Below are 18,557 nucleotides of genomic sequence, written 5' to 3'. Positions count from 1 at the left end.
CTAGACGGGGATGTTCCGTCTTTACTGCGCTGACTTTATCATGGCTTCCAAATCATCCGCCAGCTGGCGCCACATCAACGGAGACTGGCCGTCCTGCAGCGAACCCAGTATGGCAGCCATGGATTCCTTCAGCTGTTCCTCCAATGCGGATACATGATGCTGCAGTGAACGTTTGCTCATTCGAACATAGTGGTCCGTCAGCTGCTCTTCCCGCAGGCCGACCACACCCGCCACGGCTTCCTTCACTTTCGGCTCAGCCGCTTCGCGCAGCTTGGAACTTCCGCCGCCCTCAAAGAAATGCTTGGGATTCTTAAAGGTCGACCAGAAGGTTAACCAATCCCCTTGGATTTGCAGCTCCGTTTCGTCCAGCTCCGGCGGTGCCCAGTCCGGATCCCGGCGTATGGCCAGTGACAGGCCCTCGGCCATGCCGTTGATATCGGCTGCGGCCTTAAATGCCGCGGCTTCGGTTAATTTGCGGCCGGCCGTCTCCAAACGAAGCGTGGTGGCCCATAGTTCCTGATCCAGCTCTACGGACATCGTTCGCATCAAATCACGTCCGCAAGCCGCAAATGCCGATTTCAAATGCCCTGTATCCTCCCGAAGCACGGAAGGATTAAACGACTCCTGGAAGAAACGGTTCATGGCATAATCCAGCCGCTTCCGCACGTGAAACAGCAGCTCGCTGCTTTCTTGACCGATGTCGCGTGCCATTTCCTGCTCCGCCAAAGCGTTAAGGCGGGCCATGGCTTGGTTTTGCACCTCTTCCAGCTCCCCGATTTTCCGCTTGCGCGTGGTCTCATCCTGAGCGGCCATTTCTGCCCACCCCCGGATACGGTCCCTCACAGAAGCGATCTCATCATAACCGGCACGCTGGGACAGCCTTGGCAGCTCTTCCACCGCAAATCGGCCCAGCGCTTCTTCGAAAACAGGGAATCCCGATGCCTGCAATTTTTCCTCGTCCCCTTGCCGCTTATTGTCCAGCGCAGCCAGACTGGAGACGGGGAAGATATGCGGGCTGCCTACGCCGCTGGCTGTAAGATTGGTGCGCACATGCTTCACCACCTCATTCAGCTCGTCTTCGGACTGAGCTAGATCAGCCGCATTGACGATAAAGAACATTTTATCCAAGGCAAAGCTGTCTTTGACCCGGCCCAGCTGGGACAGGAATTGCCGGTCCGCTTTGGAGAACGCATGGTTGTAATACGTTACGTAAACAATCGCATCCGCATTCTTAATATAGTTGAAGGTGACGCCGGTGTGCCGGGCATGCAGGGAATCCGCTCCCGGCGTATCCACCAGCACGATCCCTTGCTCCGTCATCGGACAGCTGTAATACAGATCGATCCCGTCGACAAAGCAGGATTTGGTTTCGTCCGCCACGTATCCCCGATATTCGGCCAATTCTACCGTTTCCGTGGTGCCGAGCCTGGACTCCATCTCATCCCAGCCGGAGGCGGCGGCCTTTAGGAAGCCGTAATGCGGCAGGCCTGCCGGGTGAATTCCGGCCGGATTCAAACCTTCAGCCACGCTCCGCCAATTGGCCGGATTCGGTTCTTGGAGACCCAGCACGCCGAAGGAATACTTCAAATCGTCCCACCACATATCGCGGCTCTTCATACGCACGTCTGCGGTACCATGTGATCGTCCTTCGGCCGGTGCCAATATGCGGTTCACCGCCGCCGTTGTCGGATGCGGCGATACCGGCAGGACCGACTCGCCAAGCAGTGCATTGGCGAAGGAGGACTTTCCGGCGCTGAACGCTCCGAACAGCGCCAGGGTGAACGAGCCGCCCGCAAGCGCATCCGCGCGGGCGGTCAGATCCCGCGCGGCCGACGCCAGCGCGGGGTGCGGCGCCAGCAGCGCCGCCGCTGCGCGCAGCTCGGCTGCCGCGGCCTCAAGCCGCTGGCGCCGCTGCGGTGCCGCCTGCGCAGCGGCGGCCCGGGGCGCCGTGCGCCCTTGCCCCGGCTGCGCCGCCGGGGCGCCGCCCTGGGCAGCCGCATGCGCGGGCTGCCCCTCCGGCTCCCTCACCTCCGGCAGGAGGCCGGGGGTGAGGGAGGTGCGCGGCGGGAGCAGCTCGGCCAGCTCGGCCGCGCGGGCGGCTTCCGCCTGCTGCAGGGCTGCGTAGCTGGCTGAAGCCGCGGATTGCGCCAGGAGCTCGGCGCCCTGGCGCTTCAGCTCCTGCAGACGGACGGCCGCAGCGTCCGTCAATGCCGCCTTCAGCCGGTCGGCAAGCACCAACACGGCCATGCGGTAGCTGCCCTTGATTTCCTCGGCCAGCTCCCGGTTATAGTTCAATACATATTCGCCTGACACCGTGGCTTCCGGATTCACGGTTCGCGTAATCATATCCTCCCGCACGCCCGGAAGTTCGGCGTCCATTAAACGTTCCCATTCGGCATTCCATTCCACATGCTGCTCGACGCTATTGCGGAACAGCGAACGCAGATGCCAGTCGACCTGCGAAGAGGTCTGCTCCTCCAAACGATGATGGAAGGCCTTCAGACGGCGGCGGCGCTCTTCCTCCGTCTTGCCGCCCGAGAAGAGGAACCCGACCTTAAAGCCAGATTTCCGGCTCTCCAGGAAAGACAGGCTTAAATCCCGAACATCCGCCGGCGTCAGATTGGCATTGGCCAGCAGCTTATCGGCTTCCTTGCGGAGTTCTGCGCGAACCGTTTCCGGCAGCCCCGCTACGGTTCTTTTTTGTTCTTCCAGCTCCTGCAAGCGCGCTTGCAGCGCCGCTGCGGCCTCCTCGCCGCCCATTTCCTCCAGCAGCCGTTCCTTCTCCTCCTGATGACTGCGGGTATAGGCTTCTACATGCTGATCCGCAGCATGACGAATGGAGCAGGAAACGCTATGGCGCAGCAGCGGCTCCTTCCGGGATATCAGTTCGCCGATCAAAGACTTCAGCGTCTCCCATTGGTTATAAGGATGGTCCTGCACTTTTAGCGAGGTGCATAACAACCCTTTGTACGTGATCTTCCACTGGGCGAATGCCTTCTTGACGTCGTTCAGGTAAGAGGACAGCGTCAGCTCGTCATCACGATGCTTGTCGATCTGATTCACGATCAAATATAGCGGCTTCCCCCAATCCGACAGGCTCTTGGCAAACATCAGATTACTCTCCGACTGCACATGATTGTAATCCATGACGTAAAACACGATATCCGCCATATGCAGAGCGGAATGGGTCGCTAGCCGATGCCCGTCGTCGGTCGAGTCGACGCCGGGGGTATCCATCAATACTCCGTCCGCGCCAAGCAGCGGCACGTCATCCCACACTTCAATCGCGGAATACTCCCGGCCCTCCTTGCAGTATTCCGCAAGTTCGTCGATCGTTACCTTGATAGGCTCCCCATGGTCCGCGACAGTCCGGTGAATCAATGCCCGGGGCTCGCCGCTTCGAATCGTGACCACATTGGCACTCGTCGGCACCGGACCCGAGGGCAGCACCTTTTTGCCGCAAAGCGCATTGATCATGCTTGACTTCCCAGCTGAAAAATGACCGCAGAAGGCAAGCGTGAGCTCGCCGCCAGTACCCTTGCGTATCAAATCCTCGGTCAATGCGGAGGAAGACTCGTCATTCCAGTCCAAAAAACGGTCCCGGACTCTATTTAGTTCCGTCATGCTGTATCCGATTTCATCAGTCATCAACTTCAATGTCATTTCTCGCTCCTGTCCATTGATCTCTCCATCTCTGACACCATCTGTTCACATCATTTTATTTTATCACCGCTTGCGCCGTAAAGGAATCATTTCATGATCCGCCGTTTGTCCCGCTCTATGCAAAATGGCAGGCCAAGGAAGAAACGCTTCCTTGCCTGCCATGGGTTCAACATCTCATTTTTTAAAACATCAAATTTGAAGAACTTAAGATACGACGGTGTTCTCTTCTGCCGGAATCAAAATTTCGAACACGTTTCCGTGCTGCAAAATGGTTAAACCGCGAGACTTATCGCGCATCACGACCACTTCCGGCTTCTGAGACATACGCTCCAAATAATGCTCGGGAGCATCCCCGGAGTGGCTGAACGTCACGCCTTCCACTTCCTGCTCTTCATTCTCGCTCAGTTGGTTCTGGCTCTCCACCACATGTTCAAAAATATCCGAGAACAATTCAAAATTGTCGGTGTAAACAGAGATGCATTTCATGTGTAATCCCATCCTCTTTTAAATTTAGCTCCTGCTGATCCGGGGTGCATTCCTTATTCACCTTGCGAATATCCGGCATTTCTATTCGGTCACAGTTGTTTCCAGATTTCCATTCGCCCATGCGGCCGAAATAGAAATCCGGAGACAAAGGCAAGCGCGCTGGCTTGCTTGCAATGATGCCCATTCGCCGGCTGTCAAAGTTCGGTGTTCTCCCGAATCAGATGAACTGTTTCTTTTTTTTGTCTGTTTCTTGCTGGTGTTACGGTTGTTCCTTATTCTTCCTGACTGCTAAGGTTTTCATACGTTTCTTTCCTTCGCGGCAAACATCCAGCAGCGGGCATACCGGGCATTGCGGATTTTGAGCTTTACAGTGGTACCTTCCGAAAAAAATGATCCGATGATGCGTCATCGTCCATTCTTCACGCGGCACCCGCTTCATCAGCTTTTTCTCCACTTCCAGCACGGAATCTTTCCAAGCAGCCAGTCCAAGCCGTTTGGATACCCGCTCCACATGCGTATCCACCGCAATGGCAGGCACGCCAAAGGCGTTGGAAACGACGACATTGGCCGTCTTGCGTCCAACCCCGGGCAATTTGACCAGCTCGTCATGAGCCTCCGGTACTTCCCCGCCATACTGTTCGATCAGAATCCTGCACAAGTTCTGAATATGTTTGGCCTTGTTCCGGTATAACCCGATCCGTCTGATATCCTGCTCAAGCTCCTCGATCGGTACCGATACGTAATCCAAAGGCGTTTTGTATTTCTGAAACAGATCCTTTGTTACTTTATTTACCGTTTCATCCGTGCACTGGGCGGACAGCAGCACGGCGATGGTCAGCTCAAACGCATTGCTGTGATTCAGTTCGCAATGTGCATCCGGAAACATGCTCTCCATCGTGTCCAAAATATGCCGCACCGTTGCCGCATTCATATGATTTCCCTCCCGCAAAAAAAAATCTTGATGCGGAAATCCCCGCATCAAGACGGTGTTTCTCGAGCAATCCCAGGTCGATAATTTACTGTTTTACGATCTCAACAACGACACCGTTGTTTAAGTACAGTACAATATTATCATTTTCCTTAAGGGATTGCACGGACAAAGTCGTGTCACCTTGATGAACAAATACTTTATCGGATAACGTAAATCGGTAATTATCGTTAATCGATTTGCGTTTCACTTGAATTTCGGTGTTGTTCGCCTGCCAGAACGCACGCTCGATTTTCTCCAGGACTTGGATGATCGTTACGCCTTGAATGTCTTTTCGAATCTCTACGCGATCTCCCTGCGTCAACGTGCTTAAGTTCGAAGCCGTCGAACCATTCTTGACGACCTTGACGCCGCCGCTTACGCCTAGGGTCTGGCTGTTGCCCGAATGATCCTTCACGGTCAATACATTGCCCGAAGCATCCAAGCTGGTGACTTCGCCAAGCGTCAATTTGACTTCCGCAACCGAAACAGCCGTTAAGCCTTGAAGCGTAATATTAACGAGAGTTCCGGGACGCAGGTCTGCAAGCAGGATCGCTTGTCCGCTATCGCCGGTCAATGTTGCTTTGTCCGTGTAAATATCGCTTGTAGCGCCATTCGCTTTCACTCGAATACGGTTTTTCGCCGGTTCGGTGAATACGACCTCGAACTGCGCGGATGTCTTGAGTTTCAGGCTCTGCAAGTAATCCTGGTTGGTCGACAGCTGCGCCGAAACCTCGTCGCCGACACGCACATCCGCCAGGGAAGCGTTCGATTTGCCGAAGATTTCTACAAGCAGCGTGCTGTTGTATGGAATTTCCTCCACTTTTCCGTTGGCGGTCACAATCGATATCACTTTCTTGGCTGTGTTAATACTGCTGATTTTACCTTCAACTTTATAAACCACTTCCAGTGAAAGCGCACGGGTGCCAATGAGCGATACGCTGACCTTGCGTCCTGCTCCGAGCAGCGGCTCCACTTTATCCAGCGTTGTTCCGTTGCTCGATTCCAGCTTCGTCTTATCGTCCAGGATGATGACGCGAGGCTGATTGTTAGCATCCTTGACGGTCAGCCAGTGCGTCTTCGCATCGTAATTGACGATGGTGACGGCATCCAGCTGTTCCATTTGACGGCCCGTTACTTCGATCTTCGTGATTTTTTCCTCGCCATTGATGGTCAGTGTCACTTGATCGCCGGATACGGCGTCAGCGAGCAAATCGGACAAAACGGGCTTCGCCACGCCACTCATAATAATTTCCGGCTTCTCTGCCAGAAACTTCGTTTCGAGCTGCGTGCTTCCGCTGCGCTTATACGTGATGGTTTTTCCGTTCTCTTCAACAGAATACAGCATCGCCTGTATCGTACGGTCGACGCTTTGCGTGACCTCCACCGATTGAAGAATGCTGTTTTTTACCGTGAAATTCACGGCATAACCATTCTTCAGCTCCGCCGGTGACAGAATTTGATTCTGATAGCGAATGACGGTAGCATCGTCCCACGTGTACGTGTCCTCATAACCGGTGCTGTCCTTAAGGGTTACTCTTTTGTTCGCCGTGTCCACGTTTTGGACGACGCCCGCTCCCGTCTTGTTCACCAAGCCGCTCTTCACGCGGATCGACACGATTTTTTTCTGCGGGCTGTAGGTTTCGCGCTCAATGGTAAGCAAGCTGCCTGCAGCAAGCGTCTTCGGATCGATTTGGATACCGTTCTGGTCCAGGAAAACCGTGCTTGGCTCGTAACTCAGCTCTTCAAATGTACTGCCTGTATCAAGCCAAATCACGTTGTTCGGAGACAAACGGGCATAGGTGCGGTCAAACCGCTCCACCTGCTGGGTTGAATCCGTAATTTCCACGTAAGCAGCGGTTCCGTTATTCGCGACGACCACCGCTTGCGTGTATGGATTGATGTCCGAAAACTGCAATCTTTTCTCCGAATCGGACGCAAAATAAGCCGTGGAAGAATCCAGCTTGAATGAGTTCAGCTTGCCGTCGGCATACAGCTCCAGCTTGCCGTTCTCAATCGAAGCGATGGAGCCTTTGTACTGATTCTCGTAATTCGTGGTAATGTACGCTTGAGCCCGGCTGAAGAACGTTGCAAGCTGGGCACGGGTAACCGCCCCTTGCGGATCGAATTTGTTTCCGTTCACGCCTTTGGCAAGGCCCAGCTCAACCGCCACATTAACGTATCCCAAACGATCCGGGGATATCTTGGCGTTGTCCGCAAAGCCTGTCGCTTTATTTTTGGCGGCATTGGCCTCCGCGGTACGTCCAATGGAACGGACAAGCACTTCGGTTATCCATTCCCGGGATGCTTTCTGCGCGCCCCAGATGACTTTCTCGTCCGTGTATCCGGATTCTTTTTGCTTGTCGAGCAGGTTTTGCTGAAAAGCCAGTTCAACATACTTCGTAAAATAATCGTTCACTTTAACATTTGTCGGTAATGTCGCAGCGCCGCTGCTTAATTGATCCTGCATGCTTAAGAACCGGATCGCCATCGTCACAGCTTCCTGCTGCGTTACAGGATCGTTCGGACGAAACTTTCCGTTATTCCCGGTCACGATCCCCTGTGCTGCTAATTGATAAATGTACTTTTCTCCCCAATAACCGGCATTCACGTCGCTGAATACGTTAATGGCCGTTTGGGGTGCATTTGCCGTTGTCGCATTTGCTGCTTCTTCATCTGCCGAGACGATCGAAGCTCCGCCTCCGAATGCTATAAGTCCGGCCATGACGGCGGAGACCACTTTTTTGGAATGAACATGTTTGCTGTGTCTAAGTACCATTTTCTTTCCCCTCTCAATTACTACTGCTTCATCATATACTAATATTCGACAGCAGATCGTGATCTCCTTCAACCATCATTACCGAGTCATTGGATTTTCTAAATCGACATGCCCCATCAACGATTCGGTCTGCTGACCATCGACCAGAATTTGAAGTGATTTTACTTCGTCAAACTGGAAGAACGTTTTCTTGATGGCTTCGACGGCAAACGACTCGCCGCCTGCACCCAAGTTGGCTTCGTCAGGGACCGTCACGTCGAGCGTCAGAGCGCCGTTCTCGAATTTCAACGAATTCAGCTCGATTTTCTCCCATAGGGGAACCATGTCGGCCTTATCGCTCTTTTGCAATGCTTGATATGCGGCTTCGTATTTTTCCTGATCTTCCTTATACGAGATCTCTGCCGAGCCTTCAACCAGCTCCATCAAATCCGGGTCCGTATAGTAAGCTTTAATGCTCTCCGTTTTGGATTCCGGCGCTGTCGCTTCATTGCCGCCGTTCCCTGTTGATGTGCCCCCCGAACCGTTCGATGTTCCCCCATTGCTCTGTCCTGTCTGATCATCAGGAGCAGGTGTCACTTGCTCCGGCGTATCGTCCGGTGCTGCTCCGGGTTTCTGTCCGCAACCGGCACCAATCAGCATAACGGCTGCCAAAAGTCCGACTGCCCAAATTTTTCTATTCAAAATAGCCACCTCCTGCAATCACGATCACTGTCGTATCGTTAATCAACCTTCAAATAATTTTTGATGCCTCTGACAATTGCCTCGGCTACCCGATCCTGCGTTGCAGGATCAAACAGCTTGCTCTCATCGGTCTTGTTGCTCAGGAACCCGACTTCCAGCAGGGCGCCAGGCATCTTGGTCTCGCGAATAACATGGAAGTTGCCGTATCTCACTCCGCGGTCTTTTAAACCCATGGCCTTCACGATTTCTTTATGAAGGGCATTCGCCAGCGCTTTGTCAGATTCATTGTAATAATACGTTTCGGTTCCGCTTGCAGTGGATGGGCCGCTATTAGCATGTATCGATATGAAAACATCAGCCTTCAGATCATTCGCAATCTTCGCGCGATCCTTCAGCTCGAGGAAAGTATCGTTACTGCGAGTCAAAACGACTTCGATATTCTTTTCTTTGGCCAACAACTTCTCAACTTTCAGCGCCATCGCGAGGTTGAAATCCTTCTCCCTCTTCTTCGTTACCCCGATCGCTCCCGGATCATGATCTCCATGACCCGCATCAATGACCACGAGTTTCTTTCCGCCCGTACCGGGTTCCGGCGCAGGGTTAGAGGTCGTGTTCAGATCCACAATGAACAGGCCCGATCCGTTCTCAAGGCCTGATACGGTGTAGTTCTTGGCATAGTTCAGATCAATGACGATCCGCACGGTCATCGGGTTGCTGTTATACAGGGAGTAACGGACGGCTTTGACGTCCGGGTAACCCGACACCGTCATCTGGCCGCTCTTCGTCACGTCATCGAAATCGGCGTTGCTGCTGAACGTCTCGGAGAAATTCGTGTTCGCCATATCAATGACGATACGGTCCGGACTGCTGAGCTTCGATACCTTTGGCTTCGCATTGCCCGTAACGGCGACCATCAGCCTGTTTTCGCTGAAGCTGAGGCCGTCCACGGTCGACGTAGCGACGCCGGGTTCTTCGCCAGGGTTACTGCCATCGTAAGACGAGGTAAGATAGACTGCCTTCTGCGTGTTATCCCATCTTACTTGAAGGCCCATTTGCTCACTTACAAAGCGAATCGGAACGAGGGTCGTTCCGCCTCGAAGAACAGGCGCCTTCGTCATTAGAACACGCTGGCCGTTTATGTCGGCATACTGACTTCCAATCACCATCGTCACTTTTTGCCAGGCGTCTTCAACCGTTACCGTCTTCGCTGCCTTGTTCCAATTCACGTTAAAACCGAGATTTTCGGAAATGACGCGGATCGGGACCATGACGGTACCGTTGTTGTTCTCCACCTTCACGCCAGATGACAGATTGATTTGTTGACCATCCAGGTAAATCCTTGCGCTGTACGAACTCGCATCCGCCATTTTAGGAAACGCAATCATGATGACAACGAGAAACATTAAAAAACCGAACTTCTTCATCCTTCACCCCTACCATCCTATTATTTTGCCATAGATTGGCGTTTCTGCACTCGGCCTGTCCGACATTACCTGACAACCTATAGACGCTTAGACTCACTGAAAGTTGCGAAATTGTTCCCTATTTACCAAAAAAACACCTATTTCGACAAGCGAAATAGGTGTTTAGTCCTTCATATGAAATTCAGAATTAGTTCCTTTGTTCTATTTTCGAGTCATAGGATGCTCCAGCTCAACATGCCCCATTAAACTCTCAATCTGATTGCCGTCTACAAGCAATTCCAAGGACTTCACTTCATCGAACTGGAAGAACGTTTTTTGCAAGGCATCAATCGCAAACATTTCCCCTCCAGCTCCAAGATTCGCCTCTGCCGGCTTGGTGATATCCAGCGTCAATGCTCCGTTGTCGAACTTAAGTGATTTCAGCGTGATTTTATCCGACCATAATGGATTCAGTTCGGCATCTCCGCTCTTTTGAAGACCTTCAAAAGCTTTCTTATATTTATCCTCTTCGCCCGTGTACGTGATCTCTTTGCTGGCTTCTTTCAAATCCATGATCTCCGGGTCCGTATAATAGAGTTTAATATTCGCTTTCTTCGCTTGATCCTCCGCAGCGTTCACGTCCTTCGTATCGACTGGCGTACCCGTACTTCCAGCGGATGTTTTCTCCGGCGGCGTGCTTGTTCCTTCGCTCGCGTTCACGGTAGTTGCTTCGGCTTCGCCCTGCTTCTGATCGTCCGCCGCCTTGTCATCGCCCGGTTCGTCCTGCGGCGTCTGTACTTGTCCAGCTTCAGTATCCGGGCCCGTCTCGGCGGGGGCCGCAGTCGGCTTTTGTCCGCAGCCGGCACTAAATGCAAGCAGAAGCGCCAGCAATCCGGTCATCCAATATTTTTTGTTCATGGCTTGTGTCCCCCTCTAAGTTACATCAAATCTTGTACACATTATTGTACTTTAAGATATTCTTTAATACCCTCTACAATACCTTGTGCAACACGATTTTGGAAATCGTCTTTAAACAACTGGGCTTCGTCACCCTTGTTGCTCAAAAAGCCAATCTCGAGCAGGACAGCCGGCATCGTCGTTTCCCTCGTAACATGAAGGCTACCGTATTTAACTCCACGATCTTTGAGACCTGTCGCTTTTGCAAGATGTTTATGGATCACATCCGCCAATGACTTGCTGGAATCTCTCGTATAATACGTTTCCGTACCGCTGGGACTGCTGGACGCGTTGCTGTTTCCATGAATAGACACGAAAATATCTGCTTTTAAATTATTTGCGATTTTCACGCGATCGCTGAGCTCAAGATGTGAATCGTCGCTGCGAGTCATCACTACATTGATATTCTTTTCTTTTTTGAGCAGTGCTTCAACCTTAAGGGAAATATCCAAATTAAAAGATTTCTCCGTTTTTCCCGTAAGGCTGATCGACCCCGGCTTGATACCACCGTGACCGGGATCAATGACAACCGTTTTCTTGCCATTCCCGGTAACCGGCGGCACCGGCGGTACGAGAATTTCGCCCTCTGCGTTCAGATCAACGATGATGATGCCCGATTCCTGGGTCACCGCATAATTCTTAGGTCCAGTCAAATCCAATACGATACGCACGGTTGGCGGGTTGTCGCTGAACACGGCATATCGAATATTCGTAACGTCGGAATAATCCGCAGCTTCCATACTGCCGCCGTTCTGCGCGTTCACGGCATGTCCGCTTAGGAATGAAGCAGAGTAGACGGTGTCCGGAAGATCGATAACAATCCGGTCAGGCCCCGTCATGCTGAACACTTTCGGCGTCACAGCGCCTTCCGTTGCAATCATGAGACGGTTATCGCTAAAGCTGAGCCCCGTCAATGAACCCTTATTTCCAGATTCCGCAGGCGGAGGCGTTTGACTGCCCGGATTGGTTCCTTCACCTGGATCAATCTCGGCTCCGGTTGTAGGCAGCGCGGCGCTTGAAAGGTACACCGCCTTCGATTGGTTGTCCCATTTCACGTCAAGCCCCATCTGCTCGCTTACAAAACGGAGGGGCACAAGCGTGGTCGGTCCATTCAAGACAGGCGCCAAATTCAGATCGACCTGGGCCCCGTTCAGCTCGGCCTGCTGGCTGCCTACCACCATGCGGACCGTCTTCTCGCTGTTTTCAACCGTTACGGTTTGGCTGGCCTTCTCCCAGCCCACCTTGAAACCGAGATTCTCGGATACCACGCGTATCGGAATCATCACATTGCCCTTCATGTTGGCGACCTGGACGCCCGAAGACAAATTCAATGGTTCCCCGTCAAGAAATATGGTCGCACTTGAAGAACTGGCCTCGCCGCTCTTTGGAAACGCCAGCAAGAAGACTATCAACACCATTACAAACCCTAACTTCTTCATGAATCCACCTCGATCATCCCATGATTGAATTTGAAAAGCAAATCTAGCAAAAAAACTTAAACTATGTAAATCAGTATTCCCGTATGCATGCTTCCGGACAAATACTGACATCAAACGTAGATCTATCTTGGCTGCTTCTGCATATTAATTCCATAATACCAAAAAAAACTTCCATTTCCTACACAGGAAATGGAAGTTTAATAATCTTGTAAACTTTTGAAGCCTGATTGCGAAATTAGGCGAACAAGCGCTCCCCATGTTTTTTCTCGTAAGCATCGATTGCACTTTCATGCTGCAGCGTCAAACCGATATCGTCCAATCCTTGAAGCAGGAATTGACGGCGGTGCTCGTCGAGGTCAAAGTCGATGTGCAATCCCTGATCATCGGTAATCGTTTTGTTCTCCAGATCCACGTTCAGTTTATAGCCTTCGCTTGCTTCCGTCCGCTGGAACAGCTCTTCGACCTGCTCCTCCGACAATTTGATCGGCAGAATTCCGTTCTTGAAGCAGTTGTTGTAGAAAATATCAGCAAACGATGGAGCGATGACCACGCGGAACCCGTAGTCGAGAATCGCCCAAGGCGCATGCTCGCGGGAAGATCCGCAGCCAAAGTTGGCACGCGAGATCAGGATGGTCGAACCCTGGTAGCGAGGCTGGTTCAGCGAGAAGCTGTCGATGTTGCCTCCCTCTTCATCAAACCGCCACTCGTAAAACAGAAACTGTCCAAATCCCGTGCGTTCAATCCGTTTCAAAAACTGTTTAGGAATAATTGCGTCCGTATCTACATTCACCCGGTCGACAGGTGCGACAATACCGTTTAATTTCGTAAATGCTTGCATAAACTTCTCCTCCGTCCTTCTTAGCTCACAACTTCTTCGGCTGCAAAGTTCCAATCACGTACATCCACGAAGCGTCCTTTAACCGCAGCTGCCGCTGCCATTGCCGGCGATACGAGATGCGTTCTGCCCCCGCGGCCCTGGCGACCTTCGAAGTTCCGGTTGGATGTTGAAGCGCAGCGCTGTCCAGGCTTCAGTACATCCGGATTCATCGCAAGGCACATACTGCAGCCTGCTTCGCGCCATTCGAAACCTGCCTCGACGAAAATTTTGTCGAGCCCTTCTTTTTCGGCCTGAATCTTCACTCGGCCCGATCCCGGAACGACGATGGCGGTCACATTGCTGGACACTTTATGTCCCTTCGCTACAGCTGCTGCTGCCCGCAAATCCTCGATGCGTCCATTCGTGCAAGAACCGATGAAGACATAGTCGATCGGAATCTCGGACATCGGAGTCCCTGGCACAAGCGCCATGTATTCCAGCGCCTTCTCCGCTGCCTTGCGCTCGTTCTCGGTCTTGAAGTCTGCAGGGTTAGGAACCGTCGAGGAAATGTCGGTACCCATTCCCGGGCTCGTTCCCCAGGTTACTTGAGGGATCAGCGTTTCCACGTCGAATTCAACCACCACGTCGAACTCGGCGCCTTCGTCTGTCACAAGCTCTTTCCAAGCTGCTACAGCGGCATCAAAAGCTTCGCCCTGCGGAACATATTGACGTCCGCGCAAATATTCAAACGTCGTTTCATCCGGAGCGATCATGCCCGCTCTGGCTCCGCCTTCAATGGACATGTTGCACACCGTCATACGCTCTTCCATCGACAACTCGCGGATGGCTTCGCCCGTATATTCGATGACATAGCCTGTTGCAAAATCGGTTCCGTACTTCGCAATGACGCCAAGGATCATGTCCTTCGCCGTTACGCCCGGATTGCGGCGGCCAACAAAACGAACTTCCATGGTTTTCGCTTTAGCCTGCTGCAAACATTGGGTTGCCAGGACGTGCTCAACCTCGCTCGTACCGATACCGAACGCCAGCGCACCGAATGCGCCGTGAGTGGATGTGTGGCTGTCGCCGCACACAATCGTTTTGCCGGGATGCGTCAAGCCAAGTTCAGGGCCCATAACGTGCACTACGCCTTGGTCAATCGTGTCCAGATCATACAGGGTAACGCCAAAATCCTGACAGTTCTTGGTCAGGGTGTCGATTTGCTGCTTCGAAATCGGATCCGTGATGTTAAAACGGTCTTTCGTTGGTACGTTGTGATCCATCGTGGCGAAGGTAAGTTCCGGGCGGCGCACTTTGCGGCCGCTGAGACGCAGACCTTCGAATGCCTGAGGGGAAGTCACCTCGTGGACCAAATGCAGGTCGATATACAAAATACCCGGCTTGCCTTCTTCCTGATGAATCACGTGGTTATCCCAAATTTTTTCGAACATTGTCTTCTTACTCATCATAATCACCCCATTGTTCTTTACGTCCATGAGAAGATAATTGCTTGAGTCCCTTATCCCTATTGGGAAGGCCTGCAACGCATCATCTTTACGTTGATAGTAATATATCATTTCCTTCTTCATTGTTCCAAGATATAATATCTATAGATGTAATAGGATTCAGCTATAACGGAGTGATGCTTACATGGAATTAAGACAACTGCAATATACGCTGCAAATCGCGGCGGACAAAAACTTTTCGCGTGCCGCGGAGAAGCTTCATATCGCCCAGCCTTCCCTGAGCCAGCAGCTCTCCAAGCTGGAGAAAGAGCTCGGGGTGCTGCTGTTCCAGCGCAATACGAGCAACGTCGAGCTTACCCATGCCGGTGCCAGCTTTGTCGAGCATGCGCAGAAGATCATGGACGCCGTCGAGCAGTTGAAACAGGAGATGTCGGACATCTCTCAGCTACGCAAGGGGAAAGTCGTCGTCGGCAGCATGCCGATAACCGGCTCTCATCTGCTGCCCCGAGTTTTGCCTGCTTTCAAAAAAGGATATCCGGATATCGAAATCACCCTTTTGGAGGACTCCTCCATGAATCTGGAGAAGCTGACGGCCAGCGGCAAGGCGGATCTCAGCCTGCTTGCGCTGCCCCTGGCGGAGCCGTCCTTGTCCTGGATTCCGATCGGCGAGGAAATGATCGATTTGGCGGTTCCTCCCCAGCACCCGCTTGCGCTGCGGGCGGCCTCCGATCCCGTACAGCCCATTACGATCGACGAAATCCGGAACGAAGCGTTTGTCGTGCTCAAGAAGGGTCAGGGCTTCCGGAAGCTAACCTTCGATATATGCCGGGAGGCCGGCTTCGAGCCGAACGTTGTATTCGAGAGCAGCAACATCGAGACCCTCCAGTCTCTGGTCGCTACCGGGATGGGGATCACGCTGGTTCCCCGGTTCATTGCCCGTGCGAAACGCAGCGAGTTTATTCCGGTATATCTGCCGCTCGCGGATCCGGTGCCGAGCCGCACGCTGGTCGTCGCTTACCGAAACGGCCGGTATTTGTCCAAAGCGGCGGATGCGTTCATCGACACGTTCAAGCAGGTCATGGACAAGCTTGTGGTAGAAGGCGTTCAAGATAAATAATCGCAAATGGATGCAGTTTAAAACGAATAATTAGCAAAGAGGCACAGCCATCGTCGAACGACAAACGGCTGTGCCTCTTTTTCTTTTTTACCTGAAAGCCAAAAGATTACCCATGATCATCATAAACCGAACCCTATTTGCGCAAATTATGCTGGTCGATCATTCGGTTCTGTTCGTCCGCGGTACGGGACTGATCCTGAATTGATTCGTTTTTCCCGTTCCCGCCTCCGGCTACGCTCTCAACAAAATTGCGGAACTGCTCTTTCTGTTCTTGTTCCTGTTCATTGTTTCGGCTGTCGAATTGGTTGTTCTCTGCCATGATTCAAAGCCTCCTCTCAGACGGATTACCCATAGTATACCCGCCGCTGCCCAGTTGAAACTTCATATTTGGAGGTTTGGATCTTACATGTTCTATTGGAAATACAAATGAGGCCGACGGTCCTCAAAAACCGGTATGCGTCCTCTCACTTCATCCGTGAGCTTGCAATCCAGCATGCCTGTCACGATCGCTTCCCGCTCATCCCCTTCGGCGATGATCTCGCCCCATGGGTCAATGATCAAGGAATGACCGAAAAAGTCCGTTTCGCCGCTGGTTCCTACGCGATTGCAGGCAACGACATACATTTGGTTCTCGATCGCCCTGGCGATGAGCAGCGTTCTCCAATGATGCAGCCTCGGATGGGGCCATTCCGCAGGCACGAACAGCACTTGAGCGCCGCCGAGCGCGAGGGTGCGGGACAATTCCGGGAACCGGATATCGTAACAGATCGACGCGCCCGCCTTCATTTCTTCCAGATCAAAGGTTACGGTATGCTGTCCGGCTTGCAGGAACTTCTCTTCGTCCATCAGGCGGAACAAATGGATTTTGGAATATTTGGCGATCTGCTCCCCGTTCCGGTTAAAGACGTACATGCTGTTATAAATCCTGTCTTCGATCCGTTCGGCTACGGAACCGCCGACGACTTGGATGCGGTGCTTTCGAGCAAACTCGCTCAGCATCGAAGAGGTTTCTTGCCCCACAGGGTCGGCGAGCTCTTGGATCCGGTCCAGCGCATATCCGGTGTTCCACATCTCCGGCAGCACGATCACGTCCGGCTTATGGTTCGCCGCTGCCGCCTTCTCCATCATGCCGAGCATGTTATCCATGTTGGCCTGGACGTTGCCTATTTCAATGTCAGCTTGAATAAGTGCGATATGAAGCTGAGCCTTTGTTTCTCCAGTCATCTTGCAGCCTCCCGTTGTTTGAGTTGAATCCAAGGGCGGCCTCCATGCGATCATGAAACGCATGAGCCGATTCTTCTATCCAGGGTTCAACCTTCTCTTATATGTCATCATCATAGCCTCTCCAGCGCCGCTGCTGCAACACCCTAGCCCCATTTCCCTCTATACACCCCTGATAAATCGTGTTAAATTAATCCTAATTGTTTTCCATTATAGACGTATTTAGAGTGTAATCAGATAACGGAGTGATGAACCAGCAATGAACAAAAAGCCAGACGTTTTCCACATAGAGCCGGCCGAGATCATGGCCCAGCTGCCTACGCAATTTTTCGCGACCCTGGTCTCCAAGGTAAACCGCCAAGTGTCTCAAGGGCATGATGTAATCAATCTCGGGCAGGGAAATCCCGATCAGCCCACGCCGCCTCATATCGTATCGAGCCTGAAGGAGGCGGCCGACAATCCGCAGTTTCACAAATATTCGCCTTTTACCGGCTTTTCCTTTCTGAAGGAAGCCATCGCGCATCGATACAAGGAGGACTATAACGTCGATCTGGATCCGGAAACGGAAGTCGCCATTCTGTTCGGGGGAAAAACCGGGCTGGTGCAGCTGCCGCAAATCCTCCTGAATCCCGGGGATGTCTGTCTTGTCCCGGACCCGGGTTACCCGGATTACTGGTCAGGCGTTGCTCTCGCCCGCGCGCAAATGAAGTTCATGCCGTTAACCGCAGATAACCGCTTCCTTCCCGACTATGGCGCTATATCGCCTGCAGACCGGGAAAAAGCGAAGCTGATGTTCCTGAATTACCCGAACAACCCGACATCCGCCGTCGCTCCTTTATCCTTCTACGAGGATACGGTGGCATTCGCCGCCGAACACGGGATCGTGGTAGCCAGTGACTTTGCATATGGGGCGATCGGTTTTGACGGAGACCGTCCGGTCAGCTTCCTGCAAGCGGAAGGCGCCAAGGAGGTGGGCGTGGAATTCTACACCCTCTCCAAAACCTACAATATGGCAGGATGGCGCGTCGGCTTCGCCCTGGGGAACCGAAACATCATCTCGCTGATCAATATGCTGCAGGACCATATCTATGTCAGCCTGTTCGGCGGCATCCAAGCGGCTGCTGCTGCGGCTCTCACCTCGTCGCAGGACTGCGTCGACCAACTGGTGTCGCGCTACCAGTCGAGAAGGGATGCCTTCTTCGGCGCCCTGTCCGAAATCGGGTGGCAGGCCCCGAAACCGGCCGGCTCCTTCTTTAGCTGGCTGCCCGTGCCGAAGGGATACACCTCGGTATCCTTTGCCGACTTGCTGCTGGAGGAGGCCAAGGTGGCCGTCGCGCCTGGCGTAGGCTTTGGGGATCACGGCGAGGGGTATGTCCGCGTCGGCCTGTTAAGCAGCGAGGAACGAATGCGGGAAGCCGCCTGCCGGATCGGCAAGCTGAACCTGTTCGGCTAACCTAATTCCTTTTGAAAAATCAAAAACGATGTGCTATTCTTGCAATAACAATCGAATGCAGTTTCCCAAACGCAAAGACGGGACCAGTACGAAAGCATGCGGCACGAT

Annotated in this window: 14 protein-coding genes; 2 read left to right on the top strand and 12 right to left on the bottom strand. The window is 52.8% G+C overall.

Features of this window, described 5'->3' with window-relative positions; all coding sequences use genetic code 11:
* Positions 1-21 precede the first annotated feature (21 nt).
* The 10 genes from RB298_RS14915 to leuC all read right to left on the bottom strand — a co-directional run bounded on the left by RB298_RS14915 (position 22) and on the right by leuC (position 14,658).
* Complete coding sequence (locus RB298_RS14915; RefSeq protein ID WP_486047465.1) at positions 22-3,663, bottom strand: dynamin family protein; 3,642 nt, start codon at positions 3,661-3,663, stop codon at positions 22-24.
* 204 nt (positions 3,664-3,867) lie between these two features.
* Positions 3,868-4,149, bottom strand: coding sequence for a hypothetical protein (locus RB298_RS14910; RefSeq protein ID WP_015734596.1), 282 nt, complete (start codon positions 4,147-4,149; stop codon positions 3,868-3,870).
* Between the two features lie 259 nt (positions 4,150-4,408).
* Complete coding sequence (nth, locus tag RB298_RS14905; protein ID WP_009595169.1) at positions 4,409-5,080, bottom strand: endonuclease III; 672 nt, start codon at positions 5,078-5,080, stop codon at positions 4,409-4,411.
* A gap of 85 nt (positions 5,081-5,165) precedes the next feature.
* Complete coding sequence (locus tag RB298_RS14900; protein ID WP_486047464.1) at positions 5,166-7,895, bottom strand: S-layer homology domain-containing protein; 2,730 nt, start codon at positions 7,893-7,895, stop codon at positions 5,166-5,168.
* A 78-nt stretch (positions 7,896-7,973) separates the two neighbouring features.
* The gene (locus RB298_RS14895; RefSeq protein WP_277748586.1) at positions 7,974-8,576 is read right to left on the bottom strand and encodes a GerMN domain-containing protein; all 603 of its coding nucleotides are present in this window, start codon (positions 8,574-8,576) and stop codon (positions 7,974-7,976) included.
* Positions 8,577-8,614: 38 nt separating this feature from the next.
* Complete coding sequence (locus tag RB298_RS14890) at positions 8,615-10,000, bottom strand: N-acetylmuramoyl-L-alanine amidase family protein (RefSeq protein ID WP_096773317.1); 1,386 nt, start codon at positions 9,998-10,000, stop codon at positions 8,615-8,617.
* 201 nt (positions 10,001-10,201) lie between these two features.
* Positions 10,202-10,897, bottom strand: coding sequence for a GerMN domain-containing protein (locus tag RB298_RS14885; RefSeq protein WP_486047463.1), 696 nt, complete (start codon positions 10,895-10,897; stop codon positions 10,202-10,204).
* A 41-nt stretch (positions 10,898-10,938) separates the two neighbouring features.
* On the bottom strand, positions 10,939-12,375 hold the full coding sequence (locus RB298_RS14880; protein ID WP_486047462.1) for an N-acetylmuramoyl-L-alanine amidase family protein: 1,437 nt from the start codon (positions 12,373-12,375) through the stop codon (positions 10,939-10,941).
* A gap of 235 nt (positions 12,376-12,610) precedes the next feature.
* Complete coding sequence (gene leuD, locus RB298_RS14875) at positions 12,611-13,213, bottom strand: 3-isopropylmalate dehydratase small subunit (protein WP_486047461.1); 603 nt, start codon at positions 13,211-13,213, stop codon at positions 12,611-12,613.
* Between the two features lie 20 nt (positions 13,214-13,233).
* Positions 13,234-14,658: a 3-isopropylmalate dehydratase large subunit gene (gene leuC / locus RB298_RS14870; RefSeq protein ID WP_036665580.1), complete on the bottom strand. Its 1,425-nt coding sequence runs from the start codon at positions 14,656-14,658 to the stop codon at positions 13,234-13,236.
* A 184-nt stretch (positions 14,659-14,842) separates the two neighbouring features.
* Between leuC and RB298_RS14865 the strand changes: the two genes are divergently transcribed.
* Entirely contained in the window at positions 14,843-15,775 is a 933-nt protein-coding gene (locus tag RB298_RS14865; protein WP_486047460.1) for a LysR family transcriptional regulator, read from the top strand.
* 133 nt (positions 15,776-15,908) lie between these two features.
* Here RB298_RS14865 and RB298_RS14860 read toward each other — a convergent pair whose 3' ends face one another.
* Together RB298_RS14860 and RB298_RS14855 are read right to left on the bottom strand one after the other, a co-directional pair.
* A complete protein-coding gene (locus RB298_RS14860; RefSeq protein ID WP_009595149.1) occupies positions 15,909-16,094 on the bottom strand; it encodes a hypothetical protein in 186 nt (61 codons plus the stop codon).
* Between the two features lie 92 nt (positions 16,095-16,186).
* On the bottom strand, positions 16,187-16,999 hold the full coding sequence (locus RB298_RS14855; RefSeq protein ID WP_486047459.1) for a carbon-nitrogen family hydrolase: 813 nt from the start codon (positions 16,997-16,999) through the stop codon (positions 16,187-16,189).
* Positions 17,000-17,255: 256 nt separating this feature from the next.
* Here RB298_RS14855 and RB298_RS14850 point away from each other — a divergent pair, with 256 nt between their 5' ends.
* Positions 17,256-18,449 (top strand): aminotransferase class I/II-fold pyridoxal phosphate-dependent enzyme, encoded by a 1,194-nt coding sequence (locus RB298_RS14850; protein ID WP_486047458.1) that lies wholly within the window; start codon positions 17,256-17,258, stop codon positions 18,447-18,449.
* Positions 18,450-18,557 lie beyond the last annotated feature (108 nt).

It is taken from the genome of Priestia sp. BR_2 (assembly GCF_041954005.1).
Taxonomy (GTDB): domain Bacteria; phylum Bacillota; class Bacilli; order Paenibacillales; family Paenibacillaceae; genus Paenibacillus_AQ; species Paenibacillus_AQ lautus_A.
Note: the sequence above shows the minus strand (reverse complement) of the source record. Positions and strands in the feature narration are given on the sequence as shown.

Coding starts and splice junctions, on each gene's coding strand:
- RB298_RS14890 (WP_096773317.1), bottom strand. CDS start 10,000: ATGAAGAAGTTCGGTTTTTTAATGTTTCTCGTTGTCATCATGATTGCG.
- RB298_RS14860 (WP_009595149.1), bottom strand. CDS start 16,094: ATGGCAGAGAACAACCAATTCGACAGCCGAAACAATGAACAGGAACAA.
- RB298_RS14910 (WP_015734596.1), bottom strand. CDS start 4,149: ATGAAATGCATCTCTGTTTACACCGACAATTTTGAATTGTTCTCGGAT.
- RB298_RS14900 (WP_486047464.1), bottom strand. CDS start 7,895: ATGGTACTTAGACACAGCAAACATGTTCATTCCAAAAAAGTGGTCTCC.
- RB298_RS14885 (WP_486047463.1), bottom strand. CDS start 10,897: ATGAACAAAAAATATTGGATGACCGGATTGCTGGCGCTTCTGCTTGCA.
- leuC (WP_036665580.1), bottom strand. CDS start 14,658: ATGAGTAAGAAGACAATGTTCGAAAAAATTTGGGATAACCACGTGATT.
- RB298_RS14915 (WP_486047465.1), bottom strand. CDS start 3,663: ATGACATTGAAGTTGATGACTGATGAAATCGGATACAGCATGACGGAA.
- RB298_RS14850 (WP_486047458.1), top strand. CDS start 17,256: ATGAACAAAAAGCCAGACGTTTTCCACATAGAGCCGGCCGAGATCATG.
- leuD (WP_486047461.1), bottom strand. CDS start 13,213: ATGCAAGCATTTACGAAATTAAACGGTATTGTCGCACCTGTCGACCGG.
- RB298_RS14855 (WP_486047459.1), bottom strand. CDS start 16,999: ATGACTGGAGAAACAAAGGCTCAGCTTCATATCGCACTTATTCAAGCT.
- RB298_RS14865 (WP_486047460.1), top strand. CDS start 14,843: ATGGAATTAAGACAACTGCAATATACGCTGCAAATCGCGGCGGACAAA.
- nth (WP_009595169.1), bottom strand. CDS start 5,080: ATGAATGCGGCAACGGTGCGGCATATTTTGGACACGATGGAGAGCATG.
- RB298_RS14880 (WP_486047462.1), bottom strand. CDS start 12,375: ATGAAGAAGTTAGGGTTTGTAATGGTGTTGATAGTCTTCTTGCTGGCG.